Source organism: Streptomyces sp. DF42 (assembly GCF_058267695.1).
The window spans coordinates 5,358,457-5,376,648 of sequence record NZ_CM177859.1 but is presented as its reverse complement, the minus strand read 5'-3'; the positions used below and the strand labels follow the sequence as shown (position 1 = coordinate 5,376,648).

The following is an 18,192-nucleotide window of genomic DNA, read 5'->3' as shown; positions in this document are numbered from 1 at the left end:
GCAGCTGCGGCCGTTCCTCGACGGGTGGCACCCGGACCGGCCGGAGAAGGAGAAGACTCCGGCGCAGCCGGCGCGTCCCAAGCCGGAGCCGGACCCATGGCGCGGCGTCATCGACGCACGTCAGGATCAAGGGTGGCGATATGGACGCCAAGGTCGCGCTCAATGGTGGAGGCGATGACACCGTGACCTCGATCGCGTAGGGCCTTGACCGCTTTCTCGACGAGTTCTCCGAGCCGGATGACCTCGGCGCGCAGGGCTACCAACTCGTCGTAGCGGTCGGCCTTGTCTTCGCCGCACCAGGCCCGGACGGTTCGCAGGACGGCCGCCTCCGCGTCCAGCTTCCGGTCGTCCCGTCGGCTGTAGGAGTACCAGGAGGACTGGGCACGCTCCTGCTCGATGCGCTGCTGCTTTCGGTCCACCTCCGGAAGGATCTCGTCGGCGAGGCGGCCGGCGACCTGGCGGGCGACGCGCTCGGTGATGGGCCACCCGGCCAGGCACATGCCGTGGCGGTTCTCGTAGATCATGGCGTCGCCGCGGAGTTCAGCTGCGTCCAGGCCGATGAGCGGTGCCGTCTCATCGAGGCGGCTCAGCTCCAGGACCCCGGCGTCGGCCACCGTTCGGCGCAGGCGGAGCCTGTTCTTCGGACGGACGAAGCCGAGGATCATGCGGGCGGCCTCGAACTCCGTACTGCCCCGGACCTCCCTCGACGTCTCGGCCAGCGCCAGCTCCGCCGTGTCATCCGCTCTGAAGGAGTCAACGTCATTCCACGAGGCCATCAGGCAGCTGGGGCTCACCCACTCCTGCAGGCCAGCTTCATCACCATCCAGGAACCGCACATGAATGTTCCCTGATCTTCCAGAACCGCGGACCCGGACAATCTCGACCTGGCGCACGGCGCCACCCAGTTCCTTTGGCGTGGCCCGATACGCCCAGCGTTCCCCGGTCTCCATACATCCATTGAGCCAGGTCGACGGCACCGCCACGTACCAATCAACAGATCCGAGGTATGTCTGATTTTTATCGTCCCCTCGGCAGCAAACCGGGTCTTCGAACTTGAGCGGTGTGCCTTTCGGGGTGAGCTGACTGGCAGTCACTGCACGTGATGGGTAGGACTGTTGATGGCCCTGGACGCAGGACGCCCGTGGTCCTGGGTGATCATTTCTGTTCTCTACGCAGAATGATCGTCTGGGAGCCACGGGCTTGGTCAACGATACGACGTTGCTGCTGGACCTCGACGGCGTGTCCGTCATGCGGGTCGAGCGGCTTCAGTGTGGTGGGCGCCGGGTCCACCTGGCCACGGCGGACGCCTCGGCCCGGGCCTGCCCGGTCTGCGGGGTCTTCGCCTCCCGCGTGAAGGGCTGGGCGGCCACCCGGCCACGTGATCTGCCCTACGGGGAGAGCGGGCTGGAGTTCGTCTGGCACAAGCGCCGCTGGTGGTGCCGCGAGACGGCCTGTCCACGGCGGTCGTTCACCGAGCAGATCGAGCAGATACCGGCCGGAGCCCGGATCACCGGGCGACTGCGGGCCGCGTCCGGGCGGCGCGTGAGGGATGCCGGATGCACGGTCATCCAGGCGGCCCGTGATCTGCAGCTGTCCTGGCCGACCGTGATGAACGCCTTCCGCGCCGCTGCCCGCGAGGTCGTCGAGGCTCCGCTGCCCGAGGTCGAGGTGCTGGGCATCGATGAGACCAGGCGCGGCAAGCCCCGCTGGGAACAGGACCCGGACACCGGGAAGTGGAAGATGACCAGGGACCGCTGGCACACCGGGTTCGTCGACGCCCTCGGGTGCGGCGGACTGCTCGGGCAGGTCGAGGGCCGCACCGTCGCCGACGTGCTGGCCTGGCTTTCCACCACGCCCCTGACCTGGAGGAAGGCCATCCGATACGTCGCCATCGACATGTCGGCCATCTACCGGTCCGCGATCCGCACCGGCCTGCCCGAGGCCACTGTCGTGGTCGATCACTTTCATGTGGTGCAGCTCGCGAACAAGATGCTCTCCCTGGTCCGGCGCCGCACGACCGCCGAGATCCGCGGCCGGCGCGGACGCGCCAGTGACCCCGAGTGGAAAGCCCGACGCCGCCTGCTCCGCAACCGCGAAGACCTCAACCACGAGCAGTTCGAGCGCATGTGGAACCCGCTGCTGGACGAAGGGAAGATCGGACAGACGCTGCTGACGGCGTGGATCGCCAAGGAAAGCCTGCGCACCCTCCTCGCCCTCGCCCGCACCGACGCGAGCCGGAACCAAGTGGGCCATGCCCGCTGGAAGTTCCTCACCTGGTGCGCGGACGCCGACATCCCCGAAGTCCGCACCCTTGCGGCCACCGTCGACCGCTGGTGGCCCGAGATCGAGACGTTCATCGACACCGGACACAGCAACGCCAAGAGCGAAGGCATCAACCGCGTGATCAAGCTCGTCGCCCGCCACGCGTTCGGCTTCCGCAACGCCGACAGCCAGCGACTACGGACACGTTGCGTCTCCACGCGGCGAGCCCGCGGGCACCCCCGCACCGCTTAACTTCGAAGACCCAGTAAACCACTCCAGTTCCGATGTAGGCACTGATGTGCCCCGGGTCTGATAGAGCCGGGCCTCGCCTACGCCGCGTCAGCGGCCTCATCCGCTATCTGAAGCAGCCGGGCCAGCTCCTCCCGCCCACGCCTGATCAAATCGAACGCCACCGCCGGGTCCGTGTCCGGCGGCAGAGGCGTATCGGTGAGGACATCCATAAAGGTGTACCGGCCGAGCAACCACCGCTGCAGTGCCCGCCAGTCGGCACCCCGGTCAAGCGGTAGGTCGTCCGCCCACGGCAATGCCTCGTACCGGGTGCCATCGATGCCATTGGCGTGGAGTAGCCCAGACCGGCGCACGAGACAGGGGAAGCAGACTCCGCAGTTGGCGATGGGAGGGCCGCCGCTTCGGCGGGTTGGTGGCTTGCCGCAGCTCAGCGTGGACTCCAGGTCGGATGGAGTGAGGCCCGCATCGCCTCCGGCCTTGCACACCTCGCCTTTCGTCAGCTGGGCCAGGGGATTGACCACCTGCACCGCGCTCTCCGTGTCACTCACGGCAGTCAACAAGGCGTTCATGCTGCCCAGCGTCCGCGGGTGCACGGAGCGCGTGGAGCAAGCGGCCGAACGCGCGGCTGTCAGGGGCGGATTGAGGGCGAGCTGGCCGTTCTCGGGGATGTGGACGGTACTCACGCCGTGCGCAGTGGCGGCGCGAATCGCGCCTGCCGCGTACAGCAGGCCACGTGTGCGGGAGGAGGTCTCCAGCCGTGACCCCGAGCCGTCGCCTGCCGGGGTCTGGCTCATCGGTAACAGCAGGACCGGCCGTGCTCCGCCCAGTCGTTCGACGGCCTTGTACACCCGCTGCTGGAGACGCAGCAGGCCGATCTCGCGGAACATCACGAGCAGCAGCGGTCGGGGGTCGTCGGCGCGCGCACGGGTGGCGGCCCAGCTGAGGGAATCCAGTCCGCCGGAGAACAGCGCGACTTCCGCGGCACGCGAGTCGTCGGGCGAGACCATCGCCTCCTCAACGTAGTGACCGGTGAGGGGGCGGAAGTCCACATTCCAGAGGTCCCCGGTGAGGACTTGAAGGAGTTCGGTGAGGTGGGTACAGACCGCTGCGCTTGCCCACCGCTCGTATTCCGTGACGGGTACCGCGAGGCTGATGCGGCGGGTCCACCTGTCCCGTACTCCGGTCCGGCGTACGTACTTGTCGGCGATGAACGCAGCCCTGGCGACGCGGAACAGATCCTCGGCCCAGTCGGGGACAGGACCGGGCAGATGGTGCCGGCCAGTGATGCGGCGCTCGTTTTCCTGGAACGCTTCCTCGCCGATCTCCGTCCAGCGGTCGCCACGAGGTCGGTCGCCCTGGGGGCCGCGCCACCACAGGAAGTCGTCGGAATCAGTCACGCCGCAGCTCCCTCCTCTCCGGTGATCTCCTCAGTGATCAGGCCAAGCACCTTTCCGACCGCCCGCGGTACGAACAGCTCGGCGATCTTGGGCAGTGCAGCCGCCGGATCCTGCACAGCGCCCACCACCGACTGCCCGGTTTCCACAGCCTGCGCAAGGTCCGTCGCTTCGGCGGACTCCGCGCAGGGATTCGGCACCAGGTCCACTACCTTCTCCGCGACCCAGTCGGCGATCCTGCCTTCCGGATCCGTCGCGATGAGCACCGGGACCGCCAGATTGACGTGCTCGGCGACAACGGACCTGAGGAACTCCCCCACCACGTCGGCGAAGAACACCTGGTAGAGGTCGCACAGGATGTCCCAAGTGAAGCCGCCGCCGGCGCCTCCGCCCATGGCGTCGTCCAGCTCGGGATGTCTGCTCCGGACATCGCGGACCGCCGCGGCCATCCCCCGGCGCACCGCGGCGTCGGCGAGCGTGCCGCCGTCCCCTCCGACCTCCGACACTAGACGCGCAATGAGCGCGTCCTCCGATTCCGCGCCCTCTGTGGCCAGCGCTCCCAGAGACCCGGCGAGCCGTTCACCGGCCGCACAGGCCGTGTCGTACAACCCGAAGGCCGATCGATCGGCACGGAGCGTCTCGTGCAGGGCGCTCAGGTGGTCCGCCGCAATCTCCTCCAGCCGCTGATCCGCTTCGCGCGAGTCATCCCGCCAGCGTGCCAGCCGCCTCCCAGCGGAGCTCCACCGATCGCCGTTCGGCCCCTTCCATCGCGTGGATGTCCCCACATCGCCCCCAACGATGGTGCTCCAACCTGCACTTCGTCCATGGCATCAGACCGGACGATCCCCAGGTAGGGCAGGACTCGGCCAGGGCCCCACGGACCAACCAGGTGCTGAAACAGTCAGGGGTATCACTTCCCGTGACGTCTACACCTAGAAGCGTGACCAGTCGTAGCGCTGAGTCACAGACACTGCGCAAGTCCCCCTTCAGGGCGGGTGACGGGCTGGCAAGATTGCCCCCTTGCGTCATAAGCCCTGTTATTCATGCCCTCTGGAGAGGGGCTCACTGACGGCGTATCAAATCAGCAACCTCCGACTGCCTGCACCAGACGACGTCAGTTACCTGAAGGCCGCTTGCGGTCTGAGTCCGGTCGCAAGTTGTCATCCGGCACAGGGGCAGCCGGCGTACGGGGTGGCCACGCCAGCATGGTTTCCGCAGTCGTGCACGAGAACCCGGTGCAGCGGAGGGTGAAGCCCATGGCCAAGCTCACGGAGGAGCAGAAGCGGCAACGAGCTGCCAAGCGTGCTCTGCGCTCGGCCCTCGACGCCGAAGCGGACGACCGGCGGCGCCGCGAGCAGGATGAGCGGTGGAAGCGAGAAGGTACGCGCCTCAGCTGGGCGGAGTACATGGCCGGGGAGCCGTGCGGGGCTGCGGAGAGCCCATGCAAGACGGGCTGGGGGACTGGTATCCCCTCATGAAGTTGTCCGAGTCGGATAAGCGTGAGTACGAGGAAGCCGACCGGAGATTCCGCGAGCGGCACTCCGACTGCCGGGGTGGCCGGTGGAGCATCAGCGGTTCTCGGGTGACGCATTGCGGCTTCTGTTGCCCACCACCGCCGATGGGGCCGCAGCAAATGGAGAAGCTCGCCAAGCTGTTCGCTTCCTGGCCCTCACGGGAGGAACGCAGGAAGGACCTCGATAGTTGGGATCTAACTCTCCGTTGCGACCACGTGGTGCCCTACATTCAGCATCGCGAGAACACCTACGTTTCCACGCGTGTCGTCGACTGCCCAGAATGCGAAGAGCGCCGCGGAGTAGTGAGTAGCGAGCGGATAGGGCCCGCGTACCGCGATGACGGGACCATCCGTGAGCGCGCGGCGGCCGACCGAGAGCGGCTCGCCCGAGAACTGGCAGCCGCCGAGGCGAAGCTGACCCGTCAGCAGAAGAACGCGGCAGCAACCCAACGGCGCATCGCCGAGCTCCAGGAAGAGCTCGGCAGTGAGCCCTGATGAGACGAAGCGCAGTCTGCAACACCGGGTCGTGTCTCGGCCTCTCTTGCCATGTATCGAGGCGTCAGGACTCAGCGGCCGAATCACGCCCCGGCCAGTGCTTCGGCGGGGCAACGGCCGGGTCCGTGATCTGGAGTCGCTTCTGCCGGGTTGGGTCGATCGACGTCAGGGCGACGAGGCGCTGGCCGTCGGCTGCTTCGAGTTCGGACAGGGCGTGGGGAAGGGCCGCGCAGACGGTGGCGATCGCCGTGCCCAGACCCACCAGGCCACCGTGTTTGTTGTTCTGGCGGTACTCGATGCGATGCAAGCCCGACTGTGCGATGGCCGCCACTTCGAGTGGCCGGCTGAGCTGCTTGGTGTCGTTGGTGATGACGAGCTCGAAGCCGTCGGCCTTGGCCTTGGCGTACAGCTCGATGTCCTTCGTACCCGTCCAGCCCTTGAGCTCGTGGACGTGGACGACTTCATGCGCCTTCAGCAGGATGCGCACGATCTCGGCCATCGGGCGGGGCACATTCTCATCGAGCAGCAGTTTCAAGCGACGGCCTGCCGGGGCTCATTGCTGCCGTAGCTGTCGACGTACTCGCTGAAGTCGGCCGCATCGCGGGCGGCCTCGGCTGTCACGCCTGGGTAGAACTCAGCGATCTGGTCCGGTGGGACGCCGTCCCTCACGAGGGCTGCGACATCTGACGCGGGGATCCTGGTGCCTTGGATGACCGGTTCGCCGCCTCGGACCGACTCGTCGACGGCGACGTGCTCACGGGGGGTGAGCAAGGCGGGAATGCTGCGGCCGTCCTTGTAGAAGGGAGCGAGAACATCCACCATCTGGTGGATGACCACGTTGCCACCCTTGATCAGGTCCACGGCGTGGTCGGGCTCGGCCAGGTAGATGGTGTCCGGGCCCGCGACGAGTTTGTACGAGGAGAGGTGCTCCCACTCGCCAAGGTCTTCCCGGAGCGTATTCAGCGCACGGCGGATCTTCTGCAACGAAGCCTCTTCGCGCAGCTGCACACAGATTCGGAGTGCGACAACGTCGCGGAACGAGTAGAGGATCGGCCGCTCGCTGGAGATCTCGGGCACGAGCACGGCGCCCTTAGGCCCGGCGGCTCGGCGCCAGTGGGACAGCTGGCGCAGCGTCGCGCCCGAAAGAGCCGCGGCGAGTTTGGGTTCGTACGACACCGCGCGCGCCTCCTTCCGCCCCTGCCGATACGGGCCTGAACGTACCCCATTCTCCTGGAAGCCACGCGGCGCAGAAGCCGAGGGACCCATTCAGGGGGCCCGGCACACGTCCGTGGCATTTTCGGCCACTCACCGGCGGCACCCGGCTGCGCCGCGTAACCTCACGGACATGGGGGCATCAGCATCCGGTGCAGGTCAGGACGCCGACGAGGAGGCGCGGCGGCGGCTGGACGCGTACACATACCTCAGCGCGCCCGAGCGGCTGGAGCACGTCGCGATCATGCGGGTTTTCTGCGGAACGCTGCTGGCGGATCTTGCCGTCCCGGACATCATGGCGAAGCTGCGTCACAGCAGTGGTTCCGCCGCGGGGCTCGACGCCGACACCCTCACGGTCCGGCTGGAACAGCTGGTGCAGTGGGGAAACCTGCTGCGCAGCAGCCATACGGTGAAGGCGTCCACCATCAGCGAGTACCAGCGTTCCCGCTCGCGCTACCAGCTGTCGAAACTGGGCGAACGCATCCAGCGGGACGCCGATGGGGTCCTGGCCGAGGCCGACGCCGCCCGCGAGGTGAGCAACGAACTGCTGGCCCTGGTCGAGCGCGGGCTGCGGGAGCTGGCCGGCCTCGTGACCGCGCCGGGCGGCATCGAGCCGCAGGACGGACTGGAGCGGATCAGCACGCTGTTCGTGCAGTTCACCGAGTTCGCGGACTCCATACGCGACTTCTACGCCTATCTCGGCCAGGTGCTGTCCCGCTACGACCTGGACAGCGCCGAGTACCAGGGTTTCAAGGAGCTGCTCCTGGACTACGTCGAGGCGATCACGGAGGACGTGGCGTTCCGCGCGCCCCGGATCTCGGCCGCGCTGGACACCCTGTGGCCCCACATCCCGGCTCTGCTGGATCGGCTGGACGCCCACGCCCAGGGGCTCACCAGGCTGACGGCGCAGGGCGAAGGACGCCTGGAGGTCCGGGTACAGCGCAGCCGGGGCCGCGAGATCGCGGACTGGGAGGGCCTGCGCGGCTGGTTCAGGGACACCGATGGTCAGGGCAGTCAGGTCGATCAACTGCGGGACGCAACGCTGCGCGCGTTGCAGTCGCTGCTCGCCAACGCCAAGCGGATGCTGCGGTCGGCCACCGGGGAGATGTCCCGGCGTAAGGATCTGCTGCGGCTGGCCCGCTGGTTCGAGGAAGCGGCGCCGCAGGACGCGCACGACATCGCCGTAGCCGCTTTCGGTCTGTACGGCGCCCGCCATCTGGGCATACCCCCGGCCACCGACGAGGTGGTGCCCGCATACACGAGCTGGTGGACCGGTCCGGTGGTCGAGGTGCCGGTGGCCCTGCGGGAGAGGGGCAGCCGTGCCCAGCGGGGCCGGCCCTCCGCGGTGGAGGACCACTCCGCACAGAAGGAGCGGCTGCGGGAGGCCGCCCGGCAGCGGGCGGCGGCTAGGACAGCGGCGGCGGACGAACTACGCAGCGCGTCGGGTCGGTTCGCCGACGTACGACTCACCTCGGCGGCGCTCGGGCTGCTCTTGGAACTGCTGGCCACAGCACTTGGAAACGCTCAGCTCAGGAGACTCGCCGATACGGACCGGGAGGGGCCTACGGGCTTCGGCCTCGACTCAGCGCGCAGCGAGGACGCCGAATTGGGCATCCGGCTCACCGTGTTCCGGACAGCGGGCGCGCGAACGGTGCTGTACTCGGCCGACGGTGACCTGCTGCTGGACGACCTGGAGCTGGACATCAGCCGTATCGCCGACGCGGTCGACGGTGAATGCGTTGTCGACGGCGAGGCCGAGATGAGCGTGTCATGACCCTTCCCTCGACGCACGACGTGGCCTTGGCCGCCGAACGCCGGACCGCCGCCCGGCTGTTGCTCGCCCACCCTCTGGTCGCATCGGATGGCCCTCACGCCGACCTCTTCCCACTGATCCGCAGGCACGCCGACTGGCTGGGCAAACGGTTCCAGCAGGTGCTCGGCTACCGCCTGCTGGTCGACAGTTCCTTCGCCCGGCTGTTCAAGGCGGGACTGGGAGCGGGATCGGGTCACCGGCTGGAACGCTCCACCGGCACACCCTTCACCCCGCACACGTACGCCTGTCTCGCGCTGGCCCTGTCTGTTCTGGTGACCGCGCCCGAGCAGATGCTGTTGTCGCACCTGGTCGCCGACATCAGGGCCGCTGCCGCCGACGCGGGGATCGAGCTGGAGGAGACGGGCCGGGCGGCCGGGAAGCGGACCTTGGTAGCGGCTCTGCGCCGGCTCGTCGAGTGGGGTGTCCTTGTCGAGACAGAAGGCCAGGTGGCCGCGATCGCACAAGAGGCGGGCGGGGAGGCCCTGATCACGGTGGACCGGGAACTGGCACGCGTGGTTGTCGCCGGCCCGCTCGCACAGGCCCGGGACGGCGCCGACCTGGTGCGGCGGGCAGCGGACCCGGGGTTCAGCGGGCCGCGCACCTACGTGCGCCGGATGCTCGTAGAGACACCTGTTGTCCACCTCGACGAGCTGACTGACGCCGAGCGCGACTGGCTGCGCACCCGGCAGCGCCGGGAAGCCCAGGCTTTCTCCGAACTCCTGGGTCTGGAGATGGAGATCCGCGCCGAGGGCGTGGCCCTGGTGGACCCCGAGGAGGAGCTGACGGATCTGCACCTGCCGGGCACCGGGACCGTCGCACAGGCCGCGCTGCTGTTGGTGGAACGGCTCGTGGAACGGCTTCGGCCGCAGGAACCGGGGCATCCGGCGACCGGCGGGAGGCTCGTCATCGGGGTGGCCGTCCCGGACGGCCTGGTGGACGAGGTGCTCGCCGAGCTCATCGCCGAGTACGGGCAGCGCAGCAACTGGCAGCGCGGCTACCTGGAGGACCTTTCCTCCCTGCGGGAGGCCGTGCTGGACCTGCTGGTCCGCATGCGGCTGATGGCCCGCGCCGGGCGGCTGCGCGCCGAGGGAGAAGGGCTGCCGGAGGGGTACGTCGAGGAGGCGCCGGAAGGACGCACGGTGACCGATGTCCACGGCGCACGGCCCGGCGGCGAGGGCTGGGCGTTGCTGGCCGCGGCGGCGCGCTACGCCACCCTCGTGACAGTGCGACCCGCTGCCAAAGCTCGCCAAGGAACCGATGTGCAAGAGGAGTTGCCGCTATGACCACCGACGCGCGTGGCCTCGTACCGCTGCCGCGTTCCGGCGCTGCGACAACCGCCGCCCCCGCGACGACCACCGGCACCCGCTTCCGACTGCACCGGGCAGGCATCCAGAACGTCTGGCAGTACGACGCCCAGGAGTTCTCCTTCGGCGAAGGACGGCTGCTCCTGCGCGGCAAGAACGGCGCAGGCAAGTCCAAGGCCCTGGAGATGCTGCTCCCGTATCTTCTGGACGGCGACTCCCGAGCGCTGGACGCGACCGGCACCGGCCGCACCACGCTCCTCTGGCTGATGCTGGACGGGTTCGAGCAGACCAATCGTCTCGGGTATCTGTGGGTGGAGTTCCAGGGCACGGCCGACGACGGCGGCCACCGTTTCCTGACGCTCGGTGTCGCCATCCGTGCCTCGAAGTCGACGCAGAAGGCGCTGCCGACGTTCTTCGTCACTCCGCTACGGGTCGGTGAGAATCTGCACCTGGTCGAAGGCGGAAAGCCGCTGCCGGTGGACCGGCTCAAGGAGCTCGTCGGCTCCGACAACACGACCGAGCGTGCCGTCCTGCACCGCTCCCGGGTGGCCCGGGACCTGTTCGGCATCACCGACGCGACGCGCTACCGCAACCTCACCCAGCTCCTCCACCGGCTGCGGCGCCCCACGGTCGGGGACCGCATCGAGCACGGGGGCCTGGCCTCCTTGCTGAGCGAGACCCTGCCGGGGCTTGACGAGGACGTGGTCGAGAAGGTGGCACGCAACCTGCACGACCTCGACGCCGTACGGGACGAACTCGGCCGCCTGGAGCGCACCGACACGGCACTGCGCACGTTCCTCACCAGTTACCGCGGCTACCTGGCCGGAGTCCTGCGTACCTCCGCGCAGCGAGTCAGTCACGAGCTGGGTGTCCTCGCGCAGCGGCGCCGGGCGGCCGGAGACGCCGCACAGCGGACGAGCGACCTGCGGACGCAGGAGGAGGAGTCGGAGGGCCGGCTGGAGACCCTGCGCGAGGAGGAACAGGCCGCCCGGACCGACCTGGCCGCCCTGCACGCCAGTCACGCCTACCGCAGCCTGCGCGAACTGTCCGAACGCCGCGGCACGGTGGAGGCGCTGCACACCGCCGCCGAGGCCGCCTTCACCACCCTGCACAACGCACACGACGCGGAGGAGAGTACTGCGGAGCGGCTGGCCGAAGGGATCGAACACCTGGGGAGTCGGCTGGCCGAGCTGGGAACCGAGCACCGTGAGCTGCTGACGCAGGCGGAGAAAGCCGGGCTCCCCACCGGTCATCTCGGTGAGGCGGTGGCTCTGTCACGCACCATCCTGTCCCACTCCACCGAGACGGAGTTGACGACTCCAAACGGGGGGACGTGTACCGTACGGCACCGGTCGGCAGCCCGCGCGGACACAGCCACCACGCGGGAAGGACTGCGGTCCTGGCAGAACCAGTTGGAGGACGCCGAGGCGGTCGCCAAGAACCGGGCCCGGATGGTCCAGGAAGTGACCCGCCTCATCTCGCGGGCGGATACAGCCCGCGCCAGAGCGGCTCAGACCGATGCCGAGCGGGAACGGCTGGAGGGCGAGGCGGAAGAGGCCGCCGGCCGTCTCGACGTCAGCCGCCAGAACGTGGCCGCGGAGAGCAGCGTCTATGCGGGCAGTGTCGCCGAGTGGACAGCGCGCACGCGGACCGTGCTGGGGCCTGACTGCCCACCGCTGGACGCCGTCCACGCCACGGTCGGCCACGAGTCCTCCGCCGACGCGCCGTTCGCAGACCGCACGCTGCCGCCCGACATCGACAGTCAGGCGTGGCGAACCGCTCAGGCCGCACTCGAACCGTACGGCGAGGAACTCACCGGACGCCGGGACGCACTGGCGCTCAGCGTCGGCCGGCTCGATGAGGAACTCGACCGCCTGACGGAGCAGAAGCGGGACTGGGAGCAACGTACCGACCCTGAGCCGTCGGCCCCGCACCATCGCGTCGCCGAGAGGACGTCGGGCAGCGGAGCCCCCTTCTACCGGCTCGTGGACTTCGCGGACGACCTGGCACCGGCCGACCGGGCCGGTCTCGAAGGGGCGCTGGAAGCGAGCGGAATCCTGGACGCGTGGGTCGGCGCGGACGGCGTCCTTCTCGACCCCCGCACCCGGGACACCCTCCTCCAGCCCGGCCCTGCTCTATCCGACGGACCGACTCTCGCTTCGGCCCTGCGCCCGGCCCCTGAACCGGGGTGCGGTGTGACGTCCGAGCGCGTGGAGGGTCTGCTGGCCGCTATCGCGCTCACACCGGCAGCACAGACCGCCACAAACAACGCGGTGTACTACGACGGAAGTTGGCGTCTGGGCGTGCTCAGCGGCCGTCACGACAAGGGTGACACCGAGTACGTGGGGGCCGCCGTACGCGCCGAGACCCGGCGGCGCATCCTCGCCGAGCTGGAGGAGCGGATCGCGCTGACGGGACAGCGGCTGGCTGAAGTCCGCAAGGAGCTCGCCGTATCCGATGCCATGCGTCGGGCTCTCACACTCGCGGAACGGGACTTCCCCCGGGCGCAAGATCTCGCGACCGCATGGAGCAGGGCCGAATCAGCCGACAAGACCCTGCGTGACCTGACCGTCAAAGCGACCCGGGCGGCACGGCAGGCCGAGGAAGCCCGCGCTCTCGCGGTGTCGGCGCGCGCCGAGGCGGACGCCACCGCGACCGCCCACGACCTGCCCGGCGCCCCTGACGCATTGGACCGCGTACGCACCGCACTGGCTGCCCTGCTCAGCGGTGTGGGACATCTACGCAGGGCAGTCGGCGGCACGGGCGAGCGGCTCGGCGCGAATCAGACGGATGCCGAACGGTACGAGCGTGCCCGTGAGGATCGCCTGGCCGCGGAGGAGAGCTACCGGGTCCATCTCACCGGGCTGCGCACCGCTGAGCAGGACCTGCGGACCCGCGAGGAGGCCATCGGGTCGTCCGAGGAGGAAATCCTCACCCGCGAGCAAGAGACCCAGCAACGCATTGCGAGCGCCGTCCGCGCCTTGCCTGGGGCACAACGAGACCGCGACGACCTCCACGACCTGCGCGTGCGAGCGGAAGAGGACGAGAAGCGCCTGCGCGGGACTCTGGCAGACCAGGAGACGACGGTCATCGACACCGGCAGCGCTCTTCGCGGTGCTCTGGGCCGACCGGAGGTGGTGCTCGGCGCCGAGCTTGATCGGTCCTCGCTGCCCGAGTACGTGTCGGATGATCAGGGCGCGGACGTCCGTAGTCGTGTGCGAGCGCTGCGGGCCCTCGCCGACGCCGTGGAACAGGCTCTCGGGCATCCAAGGGGCGAGGTGTCGGACAGCGCCCTGCTCATCCGGCACACCGCGCTGCGAGACCAACTGGCTGGCGGATACGACGCACAGCTGGAGGAACGCGACGGGATCAAAGTGTGCCGCCTGGTCGACGACCACGGGTCTCATGACGTCGCGGCCGTGGGCAAGCGGATCGCAGTCCAGGCCGCGGAAGCCCGGGGACGGCTCACCGAACGCGAACGCGAGGTCTTCCAGCGGTTCCTGACCGGCGAGCTGGGCGACCATCTCTCGACACAGGTCATCACCGCGGCGAACCTGGTCGCGGCTCTCAACGACACCCTGCGGACCGTGCGCACCTCCCACGGTCTCGGCGTCGAGCTGCTGTGGAAGCTGGACGAAGACGTGGACGCTGACGTCCGGGCAGCCGTGGATCTGCTGCGCAGTCCGTCGAGCCTCCGGACGCGCGAGGAAACCGAGCAGCTCCGCGAAGTCCTGCAACGCCGGATCGAGGACGCCCGACTGGCCGATCCTTCAGCCGGTTACGCCGCCCATCTGCGGACCGCGCTGGATTACCGCGACTGGTTCCGCTTCCACACCTTCGTGGTCGAGGACGCAGCTCCGGGCCGCCGTAGGAAATTGACCGGCCGGACCGGTCTCAGCCAGGGCGAACAGCGAGTCCTTTCCTACCTCGTGCTCTTCGCCGCAGCCGCCGCCCAGTTCACCAGCCTCGCCGAGTCGGCACCGCACGTACCACGCCTGATCCTCCTGGATGACGCCTTCGCCAAGGTCGACGAACCCACCCACGGCCGGCTGGGCCGTATCCTCGTCGACCTCGATCTCGACTTCGTCCTCACCAGCGAGCGGCTCATGGGCAACTGGCCCGAGGTCCCGTCCCTGCACATCTATGAGTGCCTCCGTGATCCCCATGTCCGAGGCGTGGCTACCCTGCACTACACCTGGAACGGCCGCCACCGGCGTCTGGTGTCCGTGTGAGCGCACTGCCCTCCGCGACACGCGCATGGCTGACGGGCCCCGGGCTCACCCGGCTCTGGGAGAGCGTCCGCAAACGCCTGGAGAGCAACGGCGTACAGGCCACCGGCTCCCTCCGGCTCACCGCGATGAACCCCCAAGAACGCAACGACCTGTCGCTCCTCCTGGGCAAACCCCTCACCGGTGCCGCCGTGACGGTGCGGCTCGACGTGCTCGACGCACGACTTCGGGCCTCGGCCGCCGGACTCGGCCTCAGGCAGACCCTGGAGGAACTCGGCCCGCCCCTCACCGACCGTCGTGCCACCCGCGCGGACGCGACGGCACGGCGGGAACAGGTGTGGTCGTCTCTCGCTTCGTCACTGGACGCCTCCCTGCTCGCCGATCAGGAATGGCCCCGGCAGTGGTACGACCTGTTGCGCCGGGCCGGCGTTCCGAGAGGGGTGACGCCTGAAGCTGCGGTATGGACACTCCAGCAGGCGGTCCAAGTCCTTACCGCTCTCCTCGGACCCGAGCGGGGCAGTGCAAGAGGCCGAGGTGAACTCGCCGCAATGGCGACCGGCTCCGCGCACGGCCTGGACGACGGCACCTGGCTCGCACGCCTCGTCCAACGCGGTGTCGCCCTCGCCCAAGGCACCGAGTTCCCCGACGACGCAGCCGGTCGACGCGCTCTGTGGCGGCTGGTCTCCGTCACTCCGGACGAGGTCTCCAGCACGGTGTTGACGTACGGCCTGCGACCCGACGGCGAGGGCTGGCGGGAGCGCGCCCTGCGGGAGCGGGCCGAGCATCACGCCGAAGCCCACGTCACACCACGCGACCTGCATGACCTTCGGCTGCAACTGCCCGCCGGAACGCTCATCTATATCTGTGAGAATCCGCGCGTGGTGGAAGCCGCGGCAGACGCGGCCTGCGTCCGGCCCCTCGTGTGCACGTCCGGCAGCGCCGCCACGGTGGTCTTCACGCTTCTCGACGCCCTCGCCGCCACAGGCTGTCGCTTCACTTACCACGGCGACTTCGACTGGCCAGGGATCGCTCTGGCCAACCGGGTCATCCGCCGCTACGACGCCGTGCCGTGGCGTATGGGCACCGCGGATTACGAACATCTGGCAGCTCGCAGCCAGGCTGAGGGCATCCCTCAGTTGGCGCTCGACGGCCATCCGGTCAGCGCGGACTGGGACCCGGATCTCGCCCCTGCAATGACCGCCCTCGGCGTCGCGCTCCATGAGGAGGCCACTCTCGACCTTCTGGTGGACGACCTGTCACGCCGGGCGTAGGGACCACAGCGCTCCGGGTGCGACGGAGCCAGGAGGGGGAGCTTGATGAGCTGGCGCCCGTTAGCGCGGGTCTGGTCCGGAGCGACCGCACTGACTCAAATCTGAAGTGGCCGGTGAGAGGAGTGCTCACTGATTCTGCTGATCCTGATCGAGGTTCCAGTTTGTTCTGGATCTCGGGCAACCGCAGCCGTGACAGCTAGTAATTTGAGGTGACACCCCATAGTTGGCTTCCGGCGCCGCTCGGTGGCCCACCTCCCTGAGGAGCCGATGTGGCCGACGAAGCGTTCAGCATCGACAAGAGACCCCTGCGCGATCTGTTGCAGCAGGTCGAGGTCGGCAAGGCCCAACTCCCCGAGTTCCAGCGAGGCTGGGTGTGGCCCTACCCGAACATCGCGAGCCTCCTGGCGTCGATCTCGCTGAGCTACCCCGTCGGCACTGTCATGTTGCTCAAGGCCGGCGGTGACGTCCGGTTCAAGTACAGACCGATCGAAGGAGCCACTCCGGCTGGCGAGCCCGAGCCGGACACCCTCGTGCTCGACGGGCAGCAGCGACTGACGTCGCTGTTCCAGTCCCTGAAGCTGAAGGGTCCGGTGGTCACCCAGGACTTGCGCAAGCAGCAGGTTTCGGGCTGGTTCTACGTGGACATGGTCCAGGCTCTCGACGAGAACGGCGACCGCGAGGACGCCATCCGCTTCCTGCCCGAATCACGCAAGGTACTCAACTTCCGGGGCCAGGTCGTCGAGGACTACTCGACTCCCGAGCGCGAGTACGAGGCACATCTCTTCCCGCTCCATGCAGTCTTCGACGGCGGAGACTGGGGCGACGAATTCACTGACTACTGGGAGGGCGACAAGGTCAAGCGCAAGCTGTGGCGCGAGTTCAGCAAGGAATTCGTCCGCCCCTTCGACCTCTACCATGTCCCGGTCATCGAGCTGGGGCAGGCGACTCCGCGCCAAGCCGTGTGCCAGGTGTTCGAGAAGGTCAACACCGGCGGTGTCACCCTGACCGTCTTCGAACTCCTGACCGCCACCTACGCGGCGGACGAATTCGATCTGCGCAACCACTGGGAGCAGGAATGCCGGGCTGCCTGGAAGGCACCTGAGTACCGCATTCTGCGCGAGGTCTCCAACACCGACTTCCTCCAGGCAGTCACCCTGCTGGCGACGGCCGAGCGGCGCAGGCACGAGGCTGAACGGGGTACGGAGGAGGAGCGGTTGCCGCGCATCGGCTGCAAGCGCAAGGACATGCTCGCCCTCTCGTTGGAGGACTACGTACGCTTCGCGCCATCCGTCATCGCCGGATTCAAGACGGCGGCGAAATTCCTGCACCGGCAGTTCCTCTTCGATACGAAGTTCCTGCCTTACGGAACCCAGTTGATACCTCTCGCTGCGATCCTGGCCCTGGCGGGAGATGCCGCACAGAGCGCTGGAGCCCAGAACAAGCTCGCCCGCTGGTACTGGTGCGGTGTGTTCGGTGAGCTCTACGGCGGCTCGACCGAGACCCGTTTCAGCCAGGACCTGCCAGACGTCGTCGACTGGATCCGCGGCGATGCGGCCGAGCCCCGCACCGTCACCGCGGCACAGTTCGCCCCCGGACGACTGCTGACCCTCCGTACCCGCAACAGCGCTGCCTACAAGGGGATTTACGCGCTGCTGCTGAAGGCAGGCGCCGTGGACTGGCGCACTGGGGAGAAGGCCGAGGTGACCGGGTACTTCGATGAGTCCATCGACATCCACCACATCTTCCCCAAGATCTGGTGCGACAAGGCCGGATACGACCCCACGATCTACAACTCGATCATCAACAAGACCCCGTTGACGGCCCGGACCAACCGAATCATCGGAGGTGCGGCCCCCTCCGAATACCTGGGGCGACTGGTAAGGACCGCGGAGACCGCTCACGAGGGCGTCGCCGAGCGCATCCGTTCCCACCTCGCCAACCCGGAACTCATGTCCGTCGACGACTTCGATGGGTTCTTCGCCGCCCGCAAGGCCGCGCTACTCGGAAGTATCTCGGTCGCGATGGGCAAGGTCATTCTGGACGACGAATCGGCCGCAGATGATCCAGGGATCAGCCTCGACGTATCGGATGACACCGACGATCTGTGATCACTACAGCTGAGTCATTCCCTAGGTCCGTGATGAGCGATCAACGGCCGTGGTTTCGATGATGCCGTGACTGTCTGGGAGCCGTCTGGGAGCCGATCCGCTCCCCAAGCCCCCTCGACACCGCCCCAGACTCGCCCATGCCAAGGCTCTGACCAGCGTAAACGCCAACCATCCAGCTAGCAACCTTGATCGAACCTCATTCGGGACGAAGAGGTCGTGGGTTCAAATCCCGCCACCCCGACAGTGAAACACCAGGTCAGGGGCCTGATCCACCAAGTGGATCAGGCCCCTGACGGGTTTCTGGAGATCGTTTGGGAGAAATCTGGGAGAAGACCTTGGTCG

13 protein-coding genes are annotated in these 18,192 nt (G+C 68.2%); 8 read left to right on the top strand and 5 right to left on the bottom strand.

Annotation, left to right across the window (positions count from 1 at the left end; translation table 11 throughout):
- Positions 1-107: 107 nt before the first annotated feature.
- Complete coding sequence (locus tag ACYUED_RS24600; RefSeq protein WP_491294411.1) at positions 108-950, bottom strand: PE-PGRS family protein; 843 nt, start codon at positions 948-950, stop codon at positions 108-110.
- Positions 951-1,200: 250 nt separating this feature from the next.
- On the opposite strand from ACYUED_RS24600, the gene ACYUED_RS24595 reads away from it, so the two are divergent.
- Positions 1,201-2,514: an ISL3 family transposase gene (locus tag ACYUED_RS24595; protein ID WP_491285064.1), complete on the top strand. Its 1,314-nt coding sequence runs from the start codon at positions 1,201-1,203 to the stop codon at positions 2,512-2,514.
- A 77-nt stretch (positions 2,515-2,591) separates the two neighbouring features.
- Here the strand turns inward: ACYUED_RS24595 and ACYUED_RS24590 are convergent, their stop codons facing one another.
- Positions 2,592-3,908 (bottom strand): 7-cyano-7-deazaguanine synthase, encoded by a 1,317-nt coding sequence (locus ACYUED_RS24590; RefSeq protein WP_491285062.1) that lies wholly within the window; start codon positions 3,906-3,908, stop codon positions 2,592-2,594.
- Entirely contained in the window at positions 3,905-4,690 is a 786-nt protein-coding gene (locus ACYUED_RS24585) for a hypothetical protein (RefSeq protein WP_491285060.1), read from the bottom strand. Before ACYUED_RS24585 ends, ACYUED_RS24590 begins: the two co-directional genes overlap by 4 nt.
- A gap of 420 nt (positions 4,691-5,110) precedes the next feature.
- Between ACYUED_RS24585 and ACYUED_RS24580 the strand changes: the two genes are divergently transcribed.
- Both ACYUED_RS24580 and ACYUED_RS24575 read left to right on the top strand, forming a co-directional pair.
- Complete coding sequence (locus ACYUED_RS24580; protein ID WP_491285058.1) at positions 5,111-5,383, top strand: hypothetical protein; 273 nt, start codon at positions 5,111-5,113, stop codon at positions 5,381-5,383.
- 155 nt (positions 5,384-5,538) lie between these two features.
- Complete coding sequence (locus tag ACYUED_RS24575) at positions 5,539-5,913, top strand: hypothetical protein (protein WP_491285056.1); 375 nt, start codon at positions 5,539-5,541, stop codon at positions 5,911-5,913.
- Positions 5,914-5,977: 64 nt separating this feature from the next.
- Here ACYUED_RS24575 and ACYUED_RS24570 read toward each other — a convergent pair whose 3' ends face one another.
- Both ACYUED_RS24570 and ACYUED_RS24565 read right to left on the bottom strand, forming a co-directional pair.
- A complete protein-coding gene (locus tag ACYUED_RS24570; RefSeq protein ID WP_491285054.1) occupies positions 5,978-6,448 on the bottom strand; it encodes a DUF5615 family PIN-like protein in 471 nt (156 codons plus the stop codon).
- Positions 6,445-7,089: a DUF433 domain-containing protein gene (locus ACYUED_RS24565; protein ID WP_491285052.1), complete on the bottom strand. Its 645-nt coding sequence runs from the start codon at positions 7,087-7,089 to the stop codon at positions 6,445-6,447. The genes ACYUED_RS24570 and ACYUED_RS24565 overlap by 4 nt, the downstream gene beginning before the upstream one ends.
- Before the next feature lie 169 nt (positions 7,090-7,258).
- Between ACYUED_RS24565 and ACYUED_RS24560 the strand changes: the two genes are divergently transcribed.
- From ACYUED_RS24560 to ACYUED_RS24540, 5 genes are all read left to right on the top strand, one after another.
- Entirely contained in the window at positions 7,259-8,899 is a 1,641-nt protein-coding gene (locus tag ACYUED_RS24560) for a TIGR02677 family protein (RefSeq protein WP_491285050.1), read from the top strand.
- Positions 8,896-10,221, top strand: a complete 1,326-nt coding sequence (locus ACYUED_RS24555; protein ID WP_491285047.1) for a TIGR02678 family protein — start codon at positions 8,896-8,898, stop codon at positions 10,219-10,221. Before ACYUED_RS24560 ends, ACYUED_RS24555 begins: the two co-directional genes overlap by 4 nt.
- A complete protein-coding gene (locus ACYUED_RS24550; protein ID WP_491285045.1) occupies positions 10,218-14,474 on the top strand; it encodes a TIGR02680 family protein in 4,257 nt (1,418 codons plus the stop codon). The genes ACYUED_RS24555 and ACYUED_RS24550 overlap by 4 nt, the downstream gene beginning before the upstream one ends.
- A complete protein-coding gene (locus tag ACYUED_RS24545) occupies positions 14,471-15,742 on the top strand; it encodes a TIGR02679 family protein (RefSeq protein WP_491285043.1) in 1,272 nt (423 codons plus the stop codon). The genes ACYUED_RS24550 and ACYUED_RS24545 overlap by 4 nt, the downstream gene beginning before the upstream one ends.
- A gap of 269 nt (positions 15,743-16,011) precedes the next feature.
- The gene (locus ACYUED_RS24540; RefSeq protein WP_491285041.1) at positions 16,012-17,850 is read left to right on the top strand and encodes a GmrSD restriction endonuclease domain-containing protein; all 1,839 of its coding nucleotides are present in this window, start codon (positions 16,012-16,014) and stop codon (positions 17,848-17,850) included.
- Positions 17,851-18,192 lie beyond the last annotated feature (342 nt).